Origin of the sequence: Hydrogenophaga sp. (assembly GCF_030373245.1) — a bacterium.
Classification (GTDB): domain Bacteria; phylum Pseudomonadota; class Gammaproteobacteria; order Burkholderiales; family Burkholderiaceae_C; genus Hydrogenophaga.
Map to the genome: position 1 here is coordinate 1 of NZ_JAUCZF010000004.1, position 20251 is coordinate 20251.

The window sequence follows — 20251 nt, forward strand, 5'->3', positions numbered from 1 at the left end:
CAAGTTCAGCGCGGTATCTGGATCACGGCCAAAACCGAGTTTTTCAACGGAATAGCTGCAAAACGGTCCTTGAAGAGTGCATTTCGTACGCCCTCACAGAGTCAAATTCAGGCGGCAGTCAACTCCAGAAACCGGCCAGCAGAAAGCACTTCGGAAGGGATGCCCGCTGACCACACTGCGTTCAGCGCTTGCCCATGCCTTCATGGTGTGCATGCCCACTCCGTGCATCCGGACCGTGGTCGGCCAGCTGGGCGTCGAACCACTGGTGCAGGGCGGCGACCAGATGGGCTTGGTCGCTGGTGTAGCTCAGTTCGGCGCCAGCTGGGATGTCGCGGTAGTCAATCGCGAGCTGGCCAGGCCGCGCGGCTTTGAGTTGGCCCAGACCGGGCATGTCGGCGCCATGGATGTGGCTGGGGCCGGAGAAGTCGCCTTTCAAGAACTGCTCGCGAATCTCGCGCAGGTGCTGGCGCACCAGGGTGATCTGTTCGGCATCGGCCGGGTTGCGGGCCACCACTTGCTGCATGCCGCCGCCGGCGGTTTTGGCGAACACATGCTGGGTAGCGGTCAGGCTGAAGGGCATCACGTGGCCGCCGCGTGAGGATACGTCGGCTTGCCGGTCGGCGCTGGCCTGCTGGTGGGTGGCGTGGCGCATGCCCGCGTGATGGCCCATGGGGCTTTGCGCGCAACCTGCGAAAAAGGTGGTGGCGAGGGCCAAAGCAGTGAGCGTTTTCATGGTGTCTTCCGAATGGTGAACGACACCCATGCTAGTCCCAGACATGGTCTGGGCCGTTGACCCAGTTCGGCAGACCTCAGGCCTTGATGTCGAGGAGCGCGCCCAGCATGTCGTCTTGCGTTTGCACGGTCTTGAGGCTGGCGGCAAAGCTGTAGAGGCTCACGCGCTGACCCACCAGGTCTTCGGCCAGCTGGGTACCAAATTCAGAGCCGCCCGCCGGCTCTCGGCGAACCGATGCGATGACGCCGCCTGCGCCAGGCTGCGCGGTCTGCACCACGGTCTGCCGCTGGAAACCGGGGGTGGCCACGTTGGCGATGTTGTGTGCGTGTGTGTCCAGCCGCTGCTGGGCGGCGCGCATGCCGCTCAGACCAATGGCGCTGGCGCTGGAGACTGCAGAGATGGGCATGGCGGGCGGTGGACGAACGGGAAAAAGTCGGGCTGTCTGGGAGTTATCGGCCAGTTCGCGGTGAACTGAAGCTGGTTGATTCGGCCATCCACGCTGAGCCCTGGCCAGGGCTTCAAATTGCTCAGCCCTTCCTGGGTGCTGGGGAGTGAGGGGCGCGCGATCAGCTTTGCAGCAAGGGCCCGCTGTCAGACGACAAAGCCTCGTTGCAGTGGTGCGGCAGCTCGAAGCCGCGCGCCGCGTCTTCCACCGCCCAGGTACGGATGACGGGGGCCTGCGTCTGCACATTGCCGAAGATGGTGGCGAAGGCCACGTCGGCGGCGTCGCGCCCGGTGCCGAAGCGCACAAAGGCCATGGGGATGGCGGTGCCCGATGGATCGAAGATGTACCAGCGGCCACCCAGGTAGGCCTCGACGTAGGCGTGGTAGTCGGGTGGGCCGAGCGCGGGGTCGGCGCCGTAATCGGTGCCGGTGGCGAAGCGCGCCGGGATGTTGCAGGCGCGGCACAGCGCGATCATCAAATGGGCAAAGTCGCGGCACACGCCGACCCGCTCGATCAGCGTGTCCACCGCCGAGGTGTTGCCGTTGGTGGTGTTGGAGGTGAAGGCGACCTGGCGCGTGACCCAGTCGCGGATCGCGAGCACGCGGTAGTAGCCCTGGGGCAGGTTGCCGAATTCGTTGTAAGCCAGGCGCAGCAGGCGGTCACTCTGGCAGTAACGGCTGGGGTAGATGTAGCCCACAGTCTCTGGCGGCAAGCGGTGCACCGGTACTTCGCCGATGGTGGCTGGGTCGGCGCGGTGGTGGTGGATGTCCACCGTGGCTGAGTAGCGCAGCTGAAGCGGGCCGCCGAGCGCATGCAGTCGCAGGTAGCGGTTACCGCTGGCCGCATCGGTGTGCACCCTGGCGTCAACGGGCTGGCTGATGAACAGCCGTTCCTCGGAGACGCGCTGCTGAGCGGTGTGAGCGGCGTGGATATTGAACATGAAGTCGGCCCCCTGGGGGTCGACCACATAGTCCAGCTCGATGTTCATTTCAATTCTGATCATCGGCCATTGGAACCTCTTTTCGCGAGGCGTGCCGAGCAAGCTCAGTCGAAGGCGCGCAAGACCTCTTCTGCCGTGCCCGGTGCATTCATGCCCTCCGGCTTCCCGCCCGCCTGTGCAACCGCATCGCGCAGCGCTTCAAACACGCTGATGGCCAACATGAAAGGCGGCTCGCCCACGGCCTTGCTGCCGTGCACGTTATCTTCCCGGTTGGCTTCGGGCCAGAGATCGACTTTGAAATGCGCCGGTATGTCGCCGGTGGCGGGGATCTTGTAGGTGCTGGGCGCGTGGGTAGACAGCACGCCCTTGCCGTTCCACACGAGCTGCTCCGTGGTGAGCCAGCCCATGCCTTGCACAAAGCCACCCTCGATCTGGCCGATATCCAGGGCCGGGTTGATGCTGTGGCCCACGTCGTGCAGGATGTCCACCTTGAGCACGCGGCTCTCGCCGGTGAGCGTATCGATGCCGACCTCGCTGACCGCCGCACCATAGGCGAAGTAATAGAATGGACGACCGGTGAGGGTGGTCTTGTCGTAGTGGATCTTGGGGGTGCGGTAGAAGCCGTCGCTCCAGAGCTGGATGCGGTTGGCGTAGGCGGCGGCCACCACTTCGTCGAAGCTGCGGCTGCGCTTTTCCGTGATCACCTGTCCGCCTTCAAAACGAACAGCGCCGGCGCCCACGCCATCGAGCCCCGCCACGAATGCGGCGAGGTTGTCGCGCACGTTGCGCGCCGCGAACTGGGCTGCCCGGCCGTTGAGGTCGGTGCCGGCGGAGGCGGCGGTGGCGCTGGCGTTTGGCACCTTGCTGGTGTCGGCCGCGGTGGACAGCACACGATCAAACGGAACGCCCAGCTCGTCGGCCACGATCTGTGCGACCTTGGTGTTCAGGCCCTGGCCCATTTCGGTGCCGCCGTGGTTCACCTGCACGCTGCCATCGGTGTACACGTGCACCAGCGCACCGGCCTGGTTGAACAGTGTGGCGGTGAAGCTGATGCCGAACTTCACCGGTGTGAGTGCAAGGCCTTTTTTGATCACGGGGCTGTTCGCGTTCCAGGCCGCGATCTGCTCGCGGCGTTCGCGGTAGCCGCTGGTGAGCGCCAGCTGGCTGATCAGGGGCTCCAGGATGTTGTCTTCCACCTTCATCTGATAGTGGGTGACGTTTCTCTCCTGAATGCCATACAGGTTGCGCAACCGCACATCGAGCGGGTCCAACCCGAGCGCGCGTGCGATGTCGCTCAGGATGCGCTCGATCACGATCACGCCCTGCGGGCCGCCGAAGCCGCGAAAGGCGGTGTGACTCTGGGTGTTGGTGCGGCAGCGGTAGGAGCTGATGGCCACGTCTTCCAGGAAGTAGGCGTTGTCGGCGTGGAAGATGGCGCGGTCGGCCACCGGGCCCGACAGGTCGGCGCTGAAACCGCAGTTGGCCAGCATCTCCAGATCGAGTCCGCACAACAGGCCGGTGTCGTCAAAGCCGACGCGATAGTGGTATGCGAAGGGGTGACGCTTGCCGGTGATCATGAAGTCGTCATCGCGGTCCAGCCGCAGCTTGACCGGGCATCGCAGCTTGTTGGCGGCCACGGCGGCCCAGACCGCGAGGTGACCGGCCTGGGTTTCCTTGCCGCCAAAGCCGCCGCCCATGCGGCGGCATTCGACCGTGACCGCGTGGTTCGACAGCCCCAAGGCGTGCGACACCCAGTGCTGCACCTCGCCAGGATGCTGTGTGCTGGTGTAGACCCACCACTGGTTTTGCTCCAGCGGCAGCACGTAAGCAATCTGGCCTTCGAGATAGAAGTGCTCCTGTCCTCCGACTTCAAAGCGGCCTTCGAGCTGGTGAGGGGCGCGTCGCAGCGCGGCCTGGGCATCGCCTCGCTTCACATGCACCGCTGGCAATACGTAGTGCTCCAGCGCGTGGGCCTCGTGCACGCTGAGCACGGCGTCGAGCGGCTCGATGTCGAGCAAAACCTGCCGCGCGGCGCGGCGCGCGGTCATCGCGTCGTCGGCCACCACCAGGGCAATCACCTGGCCCACGAACTGCACCGTGTCCAGGGCGAACACGGGCTCGTCGTGGGCGAACGCGGCCAGCATGGGGTCGCCCGGGATGTCGCCGGCATCGATCACGGCGCGCACGCCAGGCATGGCCAGCGTGGCGGACACGTCTACGCCGCGCAAGATGCCGTGGGCCACTGGCGAGCAGACCGGCGCGGCGTGCAGCGTGCCGCGCACCTCGGGGATGTCGTCGATGTAGGTGGCAGCACCTTCCACCTGGGCGCGGGCGCTTTCGTGAGGCTGGGACTGGCCGGCGGCGCGCAAGGCTGGACGCCCACGCTGCGCCGTTGCAGCGCTCGGGACCTGGATTTTTTGGGGTGAGTTCATGCCAGGGCCTCCAGGGTGGCCGGGCTTTCCAGGTTGATGGCGGTGAGGCCCTGGCTTTCCAGCCAGAAGCGCTGCAGCAGGTTGCCCAGCACAGTCTGGCGGTAGTGGGCACTGGCGCGCATGTCGGAAATGGGCTGGAACTCGGCACGCAGGGTGGCCATGGCGGCCATCACGGTGTCGGCTGTCCAGGGTTGCCCGAGCAGTGCCGCTTCGGTCTGCCTCGCCCGCACCGGCGTGGCCGCGACGCCACCGGCGCCGATGGACGCGGCCTTCACGTCGCCGTCCTTCACCGTCATCTGGATGGCCAGACACACGGCCGAGATGTCGTCGTCGAACCGTTTGCTGATCTTGTAGACCTTCATGAACCGTCCGGCCCCCACGCTCTCCACTGTGTTGGGTTCGCTGCCCCTCAAGGGGGCGCTCGCTGGCTTGGGGCGGCCCGGCGCGGCGCTCGGCGGATGTCCGGTGGGTCGCGGCACCTTGATCCAGGCCAGCAGTTCGTCTGCCTTCATCACGTTGGTTCGGTAGCCGGTGTACAGGTCTTCCAGCCGCAGCTCGCGGTGGGCGACCTGTTGTCGCCTCGCATCCCAGCGCATGAGCACCACGCTGGCGCCCAGGGCGATCAGCAAGGGCATGGAATCGCCAATGGGTGAGCCGTTGGCCACGTTGCCGCCCAGCGTGCCCGAGTTGCGCACCGGCAGGCCGGCAAATCGCTGGGCGAATGTTTGCAGCTGCGGACGCTCTTTCACCAGGGCGGCGAAGGCCTGCTGCAGGCTCACGGCCGCGCCGATGGCGATGTGGTGCGGGTAGGTCTCCACGCGCCTCAGCTCGCGGGCTGCGGTCACGTCCAGCACGCGGCTGAACTGGCGGTGCTGCTTGGTCACCCAGAGCCCCACATCGGTGCAACCGGCGACCACCTGGGCCTGGGGGTGGCGGGCTCTGGCCTGCAGCAATGCTTCCAGGGTTCGGGGGCGAAGGTAGGCCGCATCGTCTGTCTGACGCGTGGCGATGGACTTGAGCGCGGCCAGGGTGGCCCTCTCGTCCACCGTGCAGCCGGCGGGCAGGGGCAGGTTGCCCATGGCGACGGCGGCGTCGAGGATGGGCCGGTAGCCGGTGCAGCGGCACAGGTTGCCGGAGAGATCGGCCTGGGCCTGGGCTCGGGTGATACCCCGGCCGCCATCCGTGTTCTGGTACATCGCAAACAGGCTCATCACGAAGCCCGGCGTGCAAAAGCCGCACTGGCTGCCGTGGCACTGCACCATGGCTTCCTGGGCGGGATGCAGGCCAGAGGCGAGATCAGCCCCCGCGGGGGGCAGCGACCCGCGCAAGCGGTGCGGCGTGGGGGCTTCTCCAATGTCCTCTGCCGTCCACACCGCCATGCCTTCCACCGAATGCGCCAGCCGGATGCAGCTGTTGATGGCCTGGTAGCTCAGCTGGCCGCCGGTGGGCTCGCCGATCACCACGGTGCAGGCGCCGCAATCGCCTTCGCCGCAGCCCTCCTTGGCGGCTGTCAGGTGGAGGTCTTCGCGCAGCACCTGGAGCAAGGTGCGGTCGGCCGGCACGTTGTGCACCGTGACCGGCTCGCCACGGCGCACGAATCTCAGGGTTTGTACGGACATCTTGGGGTTCATGCGCGCCAGCATAGCGCGCAGCCGCTGGCACAACATATGCTCAGGCATATGGCCAAAATGTCTGGCGCCCTCCCAACCAATAATGTCGACCGGTATGAAATACGTGTCCATGTTCGACAAGATTGACCTGCACCTGATACGCGTGCTGCACACGGTGCTCACCGAGCGCAGCGTGTCGCGCGCGGCGCTGCGGCTGGGCATGTACCAGCCGGCAGTGAGCGCCTCGCTCAAGCGGCTGCGCGAGCTGGCGGGCGATCCGCTGCTGGTGCGCTCGGGCGCGGGCATGGTGCCCACGGTGGCAGGCCTGCGCATGATCGAGCCGGCGGCGCACATCTTGCGCTCGGCCGAGATGCTGTTTTCCGATGCGCGCAGCTTTGACCCGGCCACTGCCAGCCAGACCTTCAGCCTGGCCGCCAGCGATTACATGGACCCGCAGTTTCTGCCCCAGCTGGTGTGCCAGCTGAAGGCGCACGCGCCCAGCTGCCCGATCGATATCCACCCCTTGTCGGCCGACGCCGACTACCGCCACCAGCTCGCGCAGGGCCAGGTGGACGTGGTGATCGGCAACTGGCCCAAGCCTCCAGACGATTTGCACCTGGGCCGCCTGTTCGGCGACGAGGTGGTGTGCCTGGTGTCCAGCCAGCATCCGGCGGTCAAGCGCGGCTGGGATGCAGAGGCCTGGCTGGCGGCCGACCACATCGCGCCCATGCCCACCCACCCCGGTGCGCGCGGCGTGATCGACGACCACCTGGCCAGCCTGGGGCTGCTGCGCAAGATTGCCGCGCGCTGCCCGCACTTCGGTCTGATCCCGGCCATGGTGGCGGGCAGCCTGCTGGTGCTCACCACCGGGCGCCAGTATTGCGAACGCTTTGTGGACACGCTGCCAGTGCAGATCTTGCCGAGTCCCATCGTTTTCCCCCGCATGATGTACTACCAGCTCTGGCACGAGCGCACCCACGCCTCGGTGGCCGGGCGCTGGCTGCGCGACCAGATCAAAACCGCAGCCAGCTCGCTGCGCCGCATCGAGCACGATGTGCCCAACGCTGTCTGAGCCCTTTCGTCCCCGCCCTCCACCCCAGAAAGCCCACGTGACCACCGCCCGATTGCAGCTCACCGGCATCACCAAACGCTACCCCGGTGTGGTGGCCAACCAGGACGTTTCGCTCAAGGTCTTGCCGGGTGAGGTCCACGCCGTGCTGGGCGAAAACGGCGCCGGCAAGTCCACGCTGATGAAGATCATCTACGGCTCGGTCAAGCCCGACGAGGGCGCAGTGATGTTCAACGGTCACCCGGTGCACGTGCGCAACCCGCAAGAGGCGCGCACGCTGGGCATCAGCATGGTGTTCCAGCATTTCAGCCTGTTCGAGACGCTGACCGTGGCGGAAAACGTGTGGCTGGGGCTGGACAAGTCGCTCACGCTGCCTGAGGTCAGCGCCAGCATCACCGCCAAGGCAGCCGAGTACGGGCTGGACATCGACCCGGCGCGACCAGTGCACACCCTGTCGGTCGGCGAGATGCAGCGGGTGGAGATCATCCGCGCGCTGCTGACCAGTCCGCAGTTGCTGATCCTGGATGAGCCCACTTCAGTGCTCACGCCGCAGGCGGTCGAAAAGCTGTTTGTGGTCCTCAAGAAACTGGCGTCCGAGGGCTGCAGCATCCTCTACATCAGCCACAAGCTCAACGAGATCCGCGAGCTGTGCACCGCCTGTACCGTGCTGCGTGGCGGCAAGGTAACTGGCGTGTGTGACCCGCGCGAGGAGAGCAACGCCTCGCTCTCGCGCCTCATGATCGGCGCCGAACCGCCCGCGCTCACGGTGCGCGAGCAACACCTGGGCGACACTGTGCTCAGCGTGACCGGACTGACGCTTGCCAGCGCCGAGCCCTTTGGCACCGATCTGGCCGACATCGCGCTGCAGGTGCGCGCGGGTGAGGTGGTGGGGATCGCCGGGGTCTCTGGCAATGGCCAGGGCGAGCTGCTTCAGTCGCTGTCGGGCGAGGACATGCGCGCACCGCCAGGCAGCATCCAGGTGAGCGGGCGTGACGCTTCTCGGCTTTCGCCCGGGCAGCGGCGCGCCATGGGCCAGCACTTCGTGCCCGAGGAACGGCTGGGTCGAGGTGCCGTGCCCACGCTCTCGCTGGCGCACAACCTGCTGCTTTCGCGCCGCGACTCGCTGGGCGCTGGCGGCTGGATCCGGGTGGGCGCGCTCAAGGCGCAGGCGGCCGACATCATCCGCCGCTACAACGTCAAGGCCAACGGGCCGACTGCCGCGGCCAAGTCGCTCTCGGGCGGCAATCTGCAGAAGTTCATCGTCGGGCGCGAGATCGAAGCCAAGCCGAAGCTGCTGATCGTGAGCCAGCCGACCTGGGGCGTGGACGTGGGCGCATCGGCCCAGATCCGCGGCGAAATCCTGGCCCTGCGCGACGCCGGATGCGCGGTGTTGGTGGTGAGCGAAGAACTGGATGAGCTGTTTGAAATCTGCGACCGGCTGCATGTGATCGCCCGCGGCCGGCTTTCGCCGAGTGTGGACCGCGCCGCGGCCAGCATCGAGCAGGTGGGTGAATGGATGTCGGGCCTGTGGGATCAGCAGGCCAGCGCGCAGGAGGACCACCATGCTGAGGCTTGAAGCCCGACCCCAGCCTTCGGCGGGCTGGAGCTATGCCTCCCCGCTGCTGGCGCTGGCGATCACGGTGGTGATTGGCGTCCTGTTGTTCGTGTTGCTCGGCAAGGACCCGGTGCGCGGCCTGCAGATTTTTTTCTGGGAACCGATCAAGAGCCCGTACGCCTTGTCCGAGCTCATGGTCAAGGCCACGCCGTTGCTCATCATCGCACTCGGGCTGGCGGTGTGTTTCCGCTCCAACGTGTGGAACATCGGCGCTGAAGGCCAGTACCTGATCGGCGCCATCTTTGCCTCGGGCGTGGCGCTCAGCGCGGGTCCGTCCACCAGCGGCTGGATCGTGGTACCGGTGTTGCTGGCCGGCGTGCTCGGCGGCATGCTGTGGGGCGGCATCACCGCGCTGCTGCGCGACCGCTTCAACGCCAACGAAATACTGGTCAGTCTGATGCTGGTGTACGTGGCCATCCAGGTGCTCAATTACCTGGTCTACGGCCCCTGGAAAGACCCGCAGGGCTTCAACTTCCCGCAGACCAAGACCTTCGAGTCGGCGGCGCAGATCCCGCGGCTGATGGAAGGCTCCCGGGTCAATATTGGGCTGTTGCTGGCTTTGGTGGGCGTGGGCCTGGTCTGGGTGTTTCTGTTTCGCACCTACTCGGGCTTTGCCCAGCAGGTGGGTGGCCTGGCTCCAGCGGCGGCGCGGTACGCCGGCTTTTCTTCGCGCAAGGCGCTTTGGGTGGCGCTGCTGACGTCGGGCGGTGCCGCCGGCCTGGCGGGCGCTCTGGAGGTGGCCGGGCCGATTGGCCAGCTCACGCCGCATGTGCCGGTGGGTTACGGCTTTGCCGCGATCATCGTGGCGTTTGTGGGCCGCCTGCACCCGGTGGGCATCGTGTTCTCGGCCATTCTGATGAGCATGTTTTACATCGGCGGCGAGTTGGCGCAGTCGCGCTTGGGCCTGCCCCGGTCGATCACAGGTGTGTTTCAGGGTCTACTGCTGTTTGCGCTGCTGGCTTGCGATACCTTGATCGCCTACCGCATTGTTTGGAAGAGGAGTTAGGACATGGAACCGATTGCCCTGCTCATCGCTGCCTCGCTCAACGCCGGCACCGTGCTGGCCATCGCCGCGCTCGGTTTGCTGATCAACGAAAAAGCCGGCATCGTCAACCTGGGGGCCGAGGGCATGATGCTGTGCTCGGCGCTGGCTGGGTTCGCGGCGGTGGTGCACACCGGCAGCGGACTGGCTGGTTTTGTCGCTGGCATGGCGGCTGGCGCCATCCTTGCGGCGGTGTTCGGTGTGCTGGTGATATGGCTCAACACCAACCAGTACGCTACCGGGCTGGCGCTCTCCTTGTTCGGAGGTGGGCTGTCCGCCTTTGCTGGTGCGAGCTACGTCAAGGCTTCGTTGCCCGAGCAGCCCAGCTTTGCGATTCCGCTGCTGTCGGACATTCCGTTCCTGGGCTCAGCCTTCTTCCGTCACCACCCCATGGTCTACGTGTGCATCTTTTTGGTGCTCGGCCTGATCTGGTTTTTGTATCGCACGCGCGCCGGATTGGTGCTGCGCAGCGTGGGCGAGAGCCCGGAGTCGGCGCATGCCCTGGGCTATCCGGTGCGCCGGATTCGCCTGCTGGCCGTGGTGGCTGGCGGCGCGCTGTGTGGCCTGTCGGGCGCTTACGTGTCCACGGTCTACACGCCGCTGTGGGTAGAGGGCATGATCGCCGGCAAAGGCTGGATCGCGCTCGCTCTCACCACCTTCGCTACCTGGCGACCGGCACGGGTCTTGCTGGGAGCCTACCTGTTCGGTGGCGTGACCATGTTGCAGTTTCACTTGCAGGCGATCGGCGTCAACGTGGCCAGCCAGTTTCTGACCATGATGCCGTACCTGGCGACCATCGTCGTGCTGGTCCTGATCTCGCGCAACCCGACTTGGATTCGCGTCAACATGCCCAGCTCGATCGGGAAGCCGTTTTATCCGGGTTCCTAGTGGCAGGGCTACGCTGCACAATTTCAATGCCTCACAAGCGCCAACATGGTGCGTTTTGCCGCCGATAATGCTGTCCTGATTTCTTCTGGTTTTTTTCACCCAACCCCGAGGTTCCCATGACCGACCTGAGAAAACGTTCCCTGATCAAAGCCGCCGCCGCCAGCGCGCTGGCCGGCAGCCTGCTGATGGCCTGCGGCAAGAAAGAAGAAGCCGCACCGGCCCCTGCGCCGGCCCCCGCAGCCGCCGAAGCGCCCAAGCCCGAGCCGATCAAGGCGGCCTGGGTCTATGTCGGCCCGGTCGGCAATGCCGGCTGGTCGTTCGCCCACGACCTCGGCCGCAAGGCGGTTGAGGAGAAGTTTGGTGCCGAGGTGGTGACCACGTTCGTGGAAAGCGTGCCTGAAGGAGCCGACGCCGAGCGCGTGATCCGCGATCTGGCCCAGCAAGGCAACCAGATCATCTTCGCCACCTCGTTCGGCTTCATGGAGCCCATGCTCAAAGTGGCCGCCGACTTCCCGAACGTGAAGTTCGAGCACGCCACCGGCTACAAGACCGCACCCAACATGCGCATCTACGACGCCAGCTTTTACCAGGACACCTACCTGGCTGGCGTGATCGCGGGCACCATGACCAAGAGCAACACGCTGGGCTATGTGGGCTCGTTCCCGATCCCCGAAGTGCTGCGCAACCTGAACGCCTACACGCTGGGTGCGCAGAGCGTGAATCCGAAGATCACGGTCAAGACGGTGTGGGTCAACACCTGGTTCGATCCACCGAAGGAAACCGAAGCCGCCCAGAGCCTGATTAACCAGGGTGCTGACGTGCTGCTGCAGAACACTGACTCCACCGCGGTGCTGGAAACCGCCGAGCGCAACGGCAAGTTTGCCTTCGGCTGGGACAGCGACATGAGCGCCTTCGCGCCGAACGCACACCTGGCCTCGGCCGTCGTCTACTGGGGTCCGTACTACATCCAGGCGATCGAAGAGCTCAAGGCCGGCACCTGGGCGTCCAAGCGCACCGTCTGGGGTGTCAAGGAAGGGCTGAACGACCTGATCAAGGTGTCTGACAAGGTACCTGCCGAGACGGTGGCCAAGCTGGACGAGATCAAGGCCGGCATGAAGGCGGGCACTTTTGAGGTGTTCAACGGCCCGATCATGGACAACACCGGCAAAGAGGTGCTGGCTGCTGGCGCCGTGGGCGACCAGGACTGGCGCGACAAGGTGAACTTCTTTGTCAAGGGCATCGAAGGCAAGGTGCCCGCCGGCAACTGAGGCCAATTGCACCCGCCCGGTCCTCCGGGCTTTGGGCTCACAGGGCCGCATCCGCCAGCCGGATGTCGGCACGGCCACCCCGCTGGCGCGATGCGCTGGCCGGGTGGCTTTTTTCATAGGAGATACGCATGACAGACAAGCCCCTCGCAACCGAACAAGGCTGGTGGTGGCCCGTGGCGCTGGATACCGATCTGGGCGCCGAGCCCCTGGCAGTGCAGCTGATGGGCCAGGCGCTGGTGCTGTGGCGCGATGGCCAGGGTGCCCCGGTGCTGATGACCGACCGCTGCCCGCACCGGGGCGCCCAGCTCTCGCTCGGACAGGTGCACGACGGCGTGTTGCAGTGCCCTTACCACGGCTGGCGTTTCAACGCCGAAGGTCGCTGCGTCGGGATTCCCGCGCAGCCCAGCTTCGTGCCACCCGCGACTCACACCGCTTGCCGCCACGGCGCGCGCAGCAAGCACGGCCTGATCTGGGCCAGCCTGGGCGACGCGGTGCACGAGCCGCCAGCGCTCAGGGGCCTGCCTTCGCGCCGACTGATCTACGGCCCCTTTGACGTTCACACCAGCGCTCCGCGCGCGGTAGAGAACTTCCTCGACACAGCGCACTTCGCCTACGTGCACCGCGGCTGGCTGGGCGAGGCGTCCCACCCAGAGGTACCCCCCTACGACGTCACGACCACCGCCGACGGCCGGCCGGTGATCGAACAGTACAAAGCCTGGCAGCCGCGCGCCAGTGCCAGCTCGCCTGGCGGCGACTGGGTGGACTATCGCTACGAGGTGCTCAGCCCTTACAGTGCGCTGCTGACCAAGCGTGCCGAGGGCGGTGGACCTCAGGACAGCTACGTGGCCTGGGCCTGCCCCACCACCGAGGAGAGCTGTCGGCTCTGGTTTGCGCAGTACACCAGCGACGACCAGTCATCCGACGATGAGCTGCGCGATTTTCAGGTCACGATTTTTTCCCAGGATCAGCCCATTCTGGAATCGCAGCAGCCTCGGCGCCTGCCGATCAGTGGGGGAGAGCTCATGGGCTCGGCCGACCGACTGAGCGTGGCCTACCGGCGTTACCTGCAGCGTTGTGGCATTGCCTACGGCGTCTGCTGAAAGGAGTCCACATGACCCAGCCTCTGTCGCCTGCCGAGCTCGCCCGCCGCATTCCCAAGGCCGAGCTGCACCTGCACATCGAAGGCTCGCTGGAGCCCGAGCTGATCTTCTCGCTGGCCCAGCGCAATGGCGTGAGCCTGCCGTACGCCAGCGTGGAGGCGCTGCGTGCGGCCTATGCCTTCACCGACCTGCAGAGCTTTCTGGACATCTACTACGCTGGCGCCAGCGTGCTGCTGAGGGAGGCCGACTTTTACGACATGGCCTGGGCGTACTTCGAGCGTGCCCATGCGGATCGGGTCATCCACGCCGAGCTGTTCTTCGACCCGCAGACACACACCGAGCGCGGCGTGTCGATGGCGGCCGTGATCGGCGGCCTGTCGCGCGCCTGTGCCGATGCGCAGCAGAAGCTGGGCATCAGCGCTGCGCTGATCCTGTGCTTTCTGCGTCACCTGAGCGAAGACGACGCCTTCGCCACGCTGGAGGCCGCGCTGCCGCACCGCGCGCATTTCATCGGTGTGGGCCTGGATTCCAGCGAGCTCGGGCATCCGCCGAGCAAGTTTGAGCGCGTGTTTGCGCGCTGCCGCGAGCTCGGCCTGCACGTGGTGGCCCACGCCGGCGAAGAAGGACCGCCCGAGTACATGTGGCAGGCCATTGACCTGCTCAAGGTTGAGCGCATCGACCACGGAGTGGCCTGCCTGCAAGACCCGCTGCTGGTCGCCGAGCTGGCGCACACCCGGCTGCCGCTCACCGTGTGCCCGCTCTCCAACCTCAAGCTCAGCGTGGTGAACGACTTGAGTGCACACCCGCTCAAGCGGATGCTGGATGCGGGTCTGTGCGTGACCATCAATTCCGACGACCCGGCTTATTTTGGTGGCTACATGAACGCCAACTTTGTGCAGACCGTCGAGGCGCTGGGACTCACGCGCGACGAGGTGATCACGCTGGCCAGAAACAGTTTCGAGGCGAGTTTTGTGGATGCGGACCGGCGCAGTGCCTGCCTGCAGCAAGTGAGTTCGTTGGCAAGGGTGCAGGCCTGAGTGCGAAGGCCTCAGAGCACCGTCGATGGGGCCTGCAAGGCAATCGTGACCAGCGCACAGGCATCCGTGATGGCCAGCACACTGTGCATTGCATCGCCGGTCAGGTAGAGCAATTGCCCTGGCGCCAGTTGTGCACTTTCGCCATCCAGTCCGATCTCGATCTGTCCTGATACGCATTGAACCGTGATTTCTCCCGGCACCCGGTGCGGCGGCAAGCCTTTGCCGGCTGGGATCAGCAGGCGGATCACCTCCAGATCGCGCGATTTGAACAAGGCGGTCGCACTGAGCGCCCCGGCCGCAACGGCTGCAGCGATGTCGACCGGCTGCCCAGGATGGGTGTGTGGGATGGCCATGGGATGACCATACGCTGTCTGCAGTGCGTTGTCACCCCGGACGACACTACAATCCTCGACAGCGAACCGGTGCTTCCCCGGTTCGTTTTTTTGTTTGCGGAAGCCATGTCGAGGAACACCATGTACAAAAACCTCGTGGCCCGGCGCGCCTGCGCCCTGGCGGTCACCTGTTTGCCTTTTTTCTTCTCCCCTGTGGTCTCAGCCCAAACGGCCCCGGCCGTGGCGCCGCCATTGAAGGTGGCGTTTGTCTACGTGGCGCCGCTGACCGAGGCCGGCTGGGTACGCCAGCACGAGCAGGGCCGCCTGGCGGTCGAGGCCGCGCTCGGCAACCAGGTGCAGACCCGCTACGTGGAAAACGTGGCCGAGGGCGCGGATGCCGAGCGGGTGATCCGCGACCTGGCGCGCCAGGGGCAACAGCTCATCTTCACCCCCAGCTTTGGCTACATGGAGCCCACGCTCAAGGTGGCGCGCGAGTTTCCGGATGTGAAGTTCGAGTCGATCACCGGCTACAAGACCGCGCCCAACGTGGCCACGGCCAACGCGCGCTACTACCAGGGACGTTACCTGGCGGGTATCGCGGCCGGACGTCTTGCCACGCAAGCTGGCTACGTGGCGGGCTTCCCGATCCCCGAGGTGGTGCAGGGCATCAACGCCTTCGCGTTGGGCATGCGCTCGGTCAACCCGACAGCCACGGTGCGGGTGGTGTTCCTGGGTGAGTGGTTCAACCCGCCGCGCGAGCGCGACGCGGCGATGACGCTGATGAACCAGGGCGCCGAAGTGCTCGCTTTCCACACCGGCTCCACCGCGGTGATGACGGCCGCGCAAGAGCGTGGGCGTCTCGCGGTGGCCTATCACTCCGACATGAGCCGCTTTGCGCCCGATGCGCAGATCGCTGCAGTGACCCACCGCTGGGGGGATTACTACACGCAGCGGGTGAAGGCGGTGCTGGAGGGCCGCTGGGCCAGCGGCACGGTGTGGGGTGGCGTCAAGGAGGGGATGATTGCGATCGAAGGCTTTGGTCCCAAGACGCCGGCTGCGGTGCGCAGCGAGGTGCTGGCTCGGCAAACCGATCTGGCGGCGGGTCGCCTCAAGGTCTTTGCGGGCGGCCAGGCTGGCGTGAAGGACAACGCCGGTCGCCAGGTCATCGCGCCAGGGCAGAGTCTCTCGGACGCCGATATCCAGGCCATGGACTGGGCGGTCGAGGGCGTGGTGGGCTCGTTCAGACCCTGAGGCAAGTGCCGGGGTGCGCTGCGTGCCATGTGCGGTTTCTCACGTGGCGTATCGACGCCATGCCCGGGGCGGTATGAACGGGTGCAGCGCCTTGGGTACAGTGTGCGGATGATGCAAGCCTACCGCGCCGCCCTGCTGCGCTTTGACGACCAGCACCGGCCGGTGTACGACACCGACGGACTGTTGGTGACTGCGCCCGATCGGCGGGGTGTGCACACCGTGCGCGCGGCGGGGTCCCACAGCGCCTTGATCGGGCAGTTCGCGGACCTGGAGGTGCATGACTGGCGCGACCACCTGATCGCGCCGGGCTTTGTCGACATGCATGTGCATTACCCGCAGACCGACGTGATCGGCTCGCCGGCCGATGGTCTGCTGCCCTGGCTGGAGCACTACACCTTTCCGCACGAAGCGCGCTTTGCGGATCCGGACTATGCACGCGGCGTGGCAGAGTTCTTTTTTGACGAACTGCAGCGCCACGGCGTCACCACCGCACTGACCTTTGCCACCTCGCACCCGGCCTCAGTGACGGCTGCGTTCGAGGCTGCGCAAGCGCGTGGCCTGCGATTCATCACCGGCAAGGTGCTGCAGGATCGCCACAGCCCGGACGGCGTGCGCGACGAAACCGAACAGAGCCTGATCGACAGCGAAAACCTGTTGCAGAGCTGGCACGGCGTGGACCGGCTGGGCTATGCGATCACGCCGCGCTTTGCGCCGTCCTGCACGCCCGCGCAACTTCGAGGCGCAGGCGAACTCGCGGCGCGCCACCCCGATGTCTGGATCCAGTCGCATGTGGCGGAAAACCACGACGAGGTGCGCTGGGCGCACGAGCTGTTTCCTGAGGCGGGCAGCTACCTGGGCGTTTATGGCGACTTTGGTTTGTTGCGCGAGCGAGCCGTTTACGCGCACTGCATTCATTTGAGTCAGGGCGATCGCGCGCTCATGCAGCGCTCGGGCGCCGTGGCCGCGGTTTGCCCCACCAGCAACCTGTTTCTGGGCAGCGGTTTCTTCGACTACCTTGCGGCGGACTCTGCGGGCATGGCGTATGGTCTGGCCAGCGATGTCGGCGGCGGCACCAGCTTCTCGCCTTTCAAGACCATGCTCGCGGCCTACTTCGTGGGGCGCGAAGGCCAGAGCAAGCCAGGCCTGAGCCTGAAGCCCTCGCAGCTCTGGTGGCAGCACACGGCGGGCGCGGCGCAGGCACTGGGGCTGAAGGAGGTGGTCGGCAATCTGCAACCGGGCCACGAAGCCGACTTCGTCGTGCTCAACCCGCAGGCCTCGCCGCTGCTGGCGCGCCGCACGCAGCAGGCCAGTGACCTGGAAGAGCTGCTGTTTGCGCTGATCGTGCTGGGCGACGAGCGCGTGGTCACGCGCACCGTCATCGCCAGTCGCTGAGCGTCAGCCGTATTTCAGCTCGGTCGCCTTGCCCCAGAACACCCGGTACATGAACACCGTGTAGCCGATGATCACGGGCAACGTGATCGCCACTCCCACAAAAATGACATTCAACGAGGCGGTGCTGATCGCGGCCTCCCACACGGTCATGCGGCCGATCACGATGTCAGGAAAGATGCTGTAGGCCAGACCGAAGAAGGCCAGCACAAAGATCAGCACCGTGTTGGCAAATACCAGCCAGCCGTAGCCAGCCACCACCAGGGCTGGCCGGGTCACGACCCAGCGCATGGCAAAGAACGCCAGCGCGCACATCAGCGGTACCGGCAGCAACGCAAAGACCTGGGGCACGCCAAACCACTTGTCCAGCACACCGGTCTTCACCAGCGGGGTGGCGGCTGAAATCGCAAGCAGAGCCAACGCCATGGGCCAAATCGCGCGCCGTGCCCAGCGCACCGCGCGAAGCTGCAGCTCACCTTCGGTCTTCATGATCAACCAGCCCGCCCCGAGAAGCACGTAGGCCGCTGGCAGCGTGAGCGCAATCCCCAGGCTGAAGGCCCAACCCAGTGCGCCCGGTGCAAAGCCCGTGATGTAGCTGCCCAGCATCCAGCCCTGTGCTGCGCTGGCCATGAGCGAGCCAGCAAAAAACGCGCGGTTCCAGAACGGCTTGTAGCGCGTGGGCGCCTTGACGCGAAAGTCAAACGCCACGCCGCGCAGGATGAGCCCGATCAGCATCACCGTCACCGGCAAGTAAAGCACTTGCAACACCACGCCGTGCGCAAAGGGAAAGGCGATCAGCAGCACGCCCACACCCAGCACCAGCCAGGTTTCATTGGCGTCCCAGAACGGACCGATGCTGGCGACCAGGGTGTCCTTGTCGGCGTCGCTGGCCAGCGGCAGCAGCAGGCCTACCCCCAGGTCGTAGCCGTCCAGGATCACATACGCCAGCAGCGACAGGCCCATCACCGCCAGGAAAAACAGTGGCAGGAATTCAGCCCAGCTCATACCCCGGCCTTTCCAAGCAGCGCACCCGTCGGCGCTTCTGGCGCGTGTTGCTTCGGATGCTCGGCCATGTACTTGAGCACCCCCACATACGTCACGAGCAGCAAGCCGTAGACGACGAGGTAGGCGGTGAGCGTGAGGGCGATGTAGGGCGGTGGCACGGTGGTGGCGGCTTCGGCGGTGCGCATCAGCCCGTACACCAGGTAGGGCTGACGCCCGATCTCGGTCACGTACCAGCCCGCCAGCGTGGCGACCCAGCCGGAAAACGCCATGCCCGAGAGCACCCACAGCAGGGGTCGCGGCAAAGTCACCTCGGCTTCGCGACGCTGCTTCCACAGGCGCCAGGCCGTGAAGCTGGCGATCAGCAGCATCAGCGTGCCCACGCCCACCATCACGCGGAAAGCGTAGAACACCGGGGCCACCGGCGGGTGCGAGCCTTCGAACTCGTTCAAGCCCTGAATTTCGCCGTCCAGCTCATGCGTCAGGATCAGGCTGGCGAGCTTGGGAATTTCAATCGCGAAGTGCGTGGTGCGTTCTTGTTCGTCGGGGATGCCGAACAGCGTGAGCGGCGCGCCGCGTTGCGTGTCCCAGATGCCTTCCATGGCAGCCACCTTGGCGGGCTGGTGTTCCAGCGTGTTCAGTCCGTGCAGGTCGCCGGCCACAAATTGCAGCGGCATCACGGCAGCGGCGGTGAAAACGGCGGCGCGCAAGGCCTTGTGGGTGCCGCGTGTGGCACTGCCCTTGAGCAACTGCCAAGCGCAGAGACCTGCGATCAGAAAGGACGCGGTCAGCGCTGAGGCCAGCAGCTTGTGGGCTAGGCGGTAGGGGAACGAGGGATTGAAGATCACCGCCAGCCAGTCGGTGGGAATGAACCGCCCGTTGATGATTTCATACCCCGCTGGCGTATGCATCCAGGAATTCAGGCTCAGGATCCAGAAGGCCGACATGGTGGTACCGACGGCCACCAGGAACGTGGCGATCAGGTGCACCCGCTCGCTCACCCGGCCACGACCGAACAGCATGATGCCGAGGAAGCTGGCTTCCAGGAAAAACGCCGTCAGAACCTCGTAGCCCAGCAGCGGGCCAGAGATGTTGCCGGTGCGCTCCATGAAGCCGGGCCAGTTGGTGCCGAACTGAAAGCTCATCACGATGCCCGAGACCACGCCCAGCGCAAAGGTGAGGGCGAACACCTTGGTCCAGAAGTAATAGGCCTCTTCCCAGGCCCCGTCGCGCGTCTGCACGAATCGAAGTCGAAAGAACAGCAGGAACCAGCACAGCGCGATCGTGATCGTCGGGAACAGGATGTGGAAACTGATGTTCGCGGCGAACTGGATGCGCGAAAGGATGAGGGCGTCGAATTCCATGGTGGTGTGTTGGTGGTGTCAGGCGGCGTCGCTGGATGGCGACTTGCTGCTGCGTCCGGTGATGCGGTCCTTGATGCCCAGCACCTTGGTCACGGTGCTGCCCATGCCCATGAGTTGCAGGGCGGTCTCCGGCGCGAGCTTCTGCACGTCGTCAAACCAGCTCATCAGGCGGTCGATCAGGTCGTGCATTTCGCGCATGCGCGCCTGGGCGTGTCTTTCGGCGTCACTGCGCGGGGTTTCCAGCAGCGCTGTACGCAGCATCGAGAGCGTTGGCTCGATCTCGCGCCGGCGGCGTTCTTCGGCCAGCACGCGGAAGATCTCCCACACGTCGTCTGGCGCTTCGAAGTACTCGCGCCGATCACCCGGCTGATGGCGCAGCCGTACCAGGCGCCAGGCCTGCAACTCTTTCAGGCCCATGCTCACGTTGGAGCGGGAAAACGCGAGCGTGTCGGCGATCTCGTCGGCGTTGAGCGCCTGTGGCGAGATGTAGAGCAGGGCGTAAATCTGCCCCACGGTGCGGTTGATGCCCCATTTGCTGCCCATTTCGCCAAAGTGCGCAACGAACTCGCGGTTGAGATGAGGGAGCTGGTCTTGCAGTGTCATGGCCAGGAGCTTATCCAGAACCTTCTGAATTTTCAGAGATTACTGAAATAACAGGATTTTGAGCAAGGCCTTCCCGGTTTTCCTGAGGACGGCGATCGGGCTGCTCCGGCGCTGGACATCCCTACAATGGC

At 65.5% G+C, this 20251-nt stretch carries 18 protein-coding genes; 9 read left to right on the plus strand and 9 right to left on the minus strand.

Annotated elements, in window-relative coordinates:
- Positions 1-181: 181 nt before the first annotated feature.
- The 5 genes from QUV25_RS10175 to QUV25_RS10195 form a co-directional block, all read right to left on the minus strand.
- Positions 182-733 carry an aspartate carbamoyltransferase gene (locus QUV25_RS10175; RefSeq protein WP_300863590.1) on the minus strand — a complete coding sequence of 184 codons (552 nt, stop codon included), beginning with the start codon at positions 731-733 and terminating at the stop codon, positions 182-184.
- Between the two features lie 76 nt (positions 734-809).
- Positions 810-1139: a flagellar basal body protein gene (locus QUV25_RS10180; protein WP_300863591.1), complete on the minus strand. Its 330-nt coding sequence runs from the start codon at positions 1137-1139 to the stop codon at positions 810-812.
- A 160-nt stretch (positions 1140-1299) separates the two neighbouring features.
- Complete coding sequence (locus QUV25_RS10185) at positions 1300-2181, minus strand: transglutaminase family protein (protein ID WP_300863592.1); 882 nt, start codon at positions 2179-2181, stop codon at positions 1300-1302.
- Between the two features lie 41 nt (positions 2182-2222).
- Positions 2223-4550 carry a xanthine dehydrogenase molybdopterin binding subunit gene (xdhB, locus tag QUV25_RS10190; RefSeq protein ID WP_300863593.1) on the minus strand — a complete coding sequence of 776 codons (2328 nt, stop codon included), beginning with the start codon at positions 4548-4550 and terminating at the stop codon, positions 2223-2225.
- Complete coding sequence (locus QUV25_RS10195) at positions 4547-6181, minus strand: FAD binding domain-containing protein (protein ID WP_300863594.1); 1635 nt, start codon at positions 6179-6181, stop codon at positions 4547-4549. Before QUV25_RS10195 ends, xdhB begins: the two co-directional genes overlap by 4 nt.
- A gap of 94 nt (positions 6182-6275) precedes the next feature.
- On the opposite strand from QUV25_RS10195, the gene QUV25_RS10200 reads away from it, so the two are divergent.
- The 7 genes from QUV25_RS10200 (at position 6276) to QUV25_RS10230 (ending at position 14179) form a co-directional block, all read left to right on the plus strand.
- Positions 6276-7232, plus strand: a complete 957-nt coding sequence (locus QUV25_RS10200; RefSeq protein ID WP_300863595.1) for a LysR family transcriptional regulator — start codon at positions 6276-6278, stop codon at positions 7230-7232.
- A 37-nt stretch (positions 7233-7269) separates the two neighbouring features.
- The gene (locus tag QUV25_RS10205) at positions 7270-8805 is read left to right on the plus strand and encodes an ABC transporter ATP-binding protein (RefSeq protein WP_300863597.1); all 1536 of its coding nucleotides are present in this window, start codon (positions 7270-7272) and stop codon (positions 8803-8805) included.
- Positions 8792-9850 carry an ABC transporter permease gene (locus tag QUV25_RS10210; protein WP_300863598.1) on the plus strand — a complete coding sequence of 353 codons (1059 nt, stop codon included), beginning with the start codon at positions 8792-8794 and terminating at the stop codon, positions 9848-9850. The genes QUV25_RS10205 and QUV25_RS10210 overlap by 14 nt, the downstream gene beginning before the upstream one ends.
- Positions 9851-9853: 3 nt before the next feature.
- Complete coding sequence (locus tag QUV25_RS10215; RefSeq protein WP_300863599.1) at positions 9854-10774, plus strand: ABC transporter permease; 921 nt, start codon at positions 9854-9856, stop codon at positions 10772-10774.
- A gap of 116 nt (positions 10775-10890) precedes the next feature.
- Positions 10891-12042 carry a BMP family ABC transporter substrate-binding protein gene (locus QUV25_RS10220; protein WP_300863600.1) on the plus strand — a complete coding sequence of 384 codons (1152 nt, stop codon included), beginning with the start codon at positions 10891-10893 and terminating at the stop codon, positions 12040-12042.
- Positions 12043-12170: 128 nt separating this feature from the next.
- On the plus strand, positions 12171-13142 hold the full coding sequence (locus tag QUV25_RS10225) for an aromatic ring-hydroxylating dioxygenase subunit alpha (protein ID WP_300863601.1): 972 nt from the start codon (positions 12171-12173) through the stop codon (positions 13140-13142).
- Between the two features lie 11 nt (positions 13143-13153).
- Positions 13154-14179: an adenosine deaminase gene (locus QUV25_RS10230; RefSeq protein ID WP_300863602.1), complete on the plus strand. Its 1026-nt coding sequence runs from the start codon at positions 13154-13156 to the stop codon at positions 14177-14179.
- 11 nt (positions 14180-14190) lie between these two features.
- Here QUV25_RS10230 and QUV25_RS10235 read toward each other — a convergent pair whose 3' ends face one another.
- On the minus strand, positions 14191-14532 hold the full coding sequence (locus tag QUV25_RS10235) for a cupin domain-containing protein (protein WP_300863604.1): 342 nt from the start codon (positions 14530-14532) through the stop codon (positions 14191-14193).
- A 120-nt stretch (positions 14533-14652) separates the two neighbouring features.
- On the opposite strand from QUV25_RS10235, the gene QUV25_RS10240 reads away from it, so the two are divergent.
- Both QUV25_RS10240 and guaD read left to right on the plus strand, forming a co-directional pair.
- Positions 14653-15762 carry a BMP family ABC transporter substrate-binding protein gene (locus QUV25_RS10240; protein WP_300863606.1) on the plus strand — a complete coding sequence of 370 codons (1110 nt, stop codon included), beginning with the start codon at positions 14653-14655 and terminating at the stop codon, positions 15760-15762.
- 111 nt (positions 15763-15873) lie between these two features.
- Positions 15874-17154 carry a guanine deaminase gene (gene guaD / locus QUV25_RS10245; protein WP_300864205.1) on the plus strand — a complete coding sequence of 427 codons (1281 nt, stop codon included), beginning with the start codon at positions 15874-15876 and terminating at the stop codon, positions 17152-17154.
- A gap of 3 nt (positions 17155-17157) precedes the next feature.
- Here the strand turns inward: guaD and QUV25_RS10250 are convergent, their stop codons facing one another.
- From QUV25_RS10250 to QUV25_RS10260, 3 genes are read right to left on the minus strand one after another with little or no spacing between them, the layout of a single operon-like run.
- On the minus strand, positions 17158-18156 hold the full coding sequence (locus QUV25_RS10250) for a cytochrome d ubiquinol oxidase subunit II (protein WP_300863607.1): 999 nt from the start codon (positions 18154-18156) through the stop codon (positions 17158-17160).
- Positions 18153-19517 carry a cytochrome ubiquinol oxidase subunit I gene (locus QUV25_RS10255; protein ID WP_300863608.1) on the minus strand — a complete coding sequence of 455 codons (1365 nt, stop codon included), beginning with the start codon at positions 19515-19517 and terminating at the stop codon, positions 18153-18155. The genes QUV25_RS10250 and QUV25_RS10255 overlap by 4 nt, the downstream gene beginning before the upstream one ends.
- Positions 19518-19535: 18 nt before the next feature.
- Positions 19536-20120, minus strand: coding sequence for a GbsR/MarR family transcriptional regulator (locus QUV25_RS10260; protein ID WP_300863609.1), 585 nt, complete (start codon positions 20118-20120; stop codon positions 19536-19538).
- Positions 20121-20251 lie beyond the last annotated feature (131 nt).

What these genes read in the sequence shown, in the direction of transcription:
- QUV25_RS10175 (WP_300863590.1), bottom strand. Translation starts at nt 733, where the DNA reads ATGAAAACGCTCACTGCTTTGGCCCTCGCCACCACCTTTTTCGCAGGT.
- QUV25_RS10180 (WP_300863591.1), bottom strand. Translation starts at nt 1,139, where the DNA reads ATGCCCATCTCTGCAGTCTCCAGCGCCAGCGCCATTGGTCTGAGCGGC.
- QUV25_RS10185 (WP_300863592.1), bottom strand. Translation starts at nt 2,181, where the DNA reads ATGATCAGAATTGAAATGAACATCGAGCTGGACTATGTGGTCGACCCC.
- xdhB (WP_300863593.1), bottom strand. Translation starts at nt 4,550, where the DNA reads ATGAACTCACCCCAAAAAATCCAGGTCCCGAGCGCTGCAACGGCGCAG.
- QUV25_RS10195 (WP_300863594.1), bottom strand. Translation starts at nt 6,181, where the DNA reads ATGAACCCCAAGATGTCCGTACAAACCCTGAGATTCGTGCGCCGTGGC.
- QUV25_RS10200 (WP_300863595.1), top strand. Translation starts at nt 6,276, where the DNA reads ATGAAATACGTGTCCATGTTCGACAAGATTGACCTGCACCTGATACGC.
- QUV25_RS10210 (WP_300863598.1), top strand. Translation starts at nt 8,792, where the DNA reads ATGCTGAGGCTTGAAGCCCGACCCCAGCCTTCGGCGGGCTGGAGCTAT.
- QUV25_RS10215 (WP_300863599.1), top strand. Translation starts at nt 9,854, where the DNA reads ATGGAACCGATTGCCCTGCTCATCGCTGCCTCGCTCAACGCCGGCACC.
- QUV25_RS10220 (WP_300863600.1), top strand. Translation starts at nt 10,891, where the DNA reads ATGACCGACCTGAGAAAACGTTCCCTGATCAAAGCCGCCGCCGCCAGC.
- QUV25_RS10225 (WP_300863601.1), top strand. Translation starts at nt 12,171, where the DNA reads ATGACAGACAAGCCCCTCGCAACCGAACAAGGCTGGTGGTGGCCCGTG.
- QUV25_RS10230 (WP_300863602.1), top strand. Translation starts at nt 13,154, where the DNA reads ATGACCCAGCCTCTGTCGCCTGCCGAGCTCGCCCGCCGCATTCCCAAG.
- QUV25_RS10235 (WP_300863604.1), bottom strand. Translation starts at nt 14,532, where the DNA reads ATGGCCATCCCACACACCCATCCTGGGCAGCCGGTCGACATCGCTGCA.
- QUV25_RS10240 (WP_300863606.1), top strand. Translation starts at nt 14,653, where the DNA reads ATGTACAAAAACCTCGTGGCCCGGCGCGCCTGCGCCCTGGCGGTCACC.
- guaD (WP_300864205.1), top strand. Translation starts at nt 15,874, where the DNA reads ATGCAAGCCTACCGCGCCGCCCTGCTGCGCTTTGACGACCAGCACCGG.
- QUV25_RS10250 (WP_300863607.1), bottom strand. Translation starts at nt 18,156, where the DNA reads ATGAGCTGGGCTGAATTCCTGCCACTGTTTTTCCTGGCGGTGATGGGC.
- QUV25_RS10255 (WP_300863608.1), bottom strand. Translation starts at nt 19,517, where the DNA reads ATGGAATTCGACGCCCTCATCCTTTCGCGCATCCAGTTCGCCGCGAAC.
- QUV25_RS10260 (WP_300863609.1), bottom strand. Translation starts at nt 20,120, where the DNA reads ATGACACTGCAAGACCAGCTCCCTCATCTCAACCGCGAGTTCGTTGCG.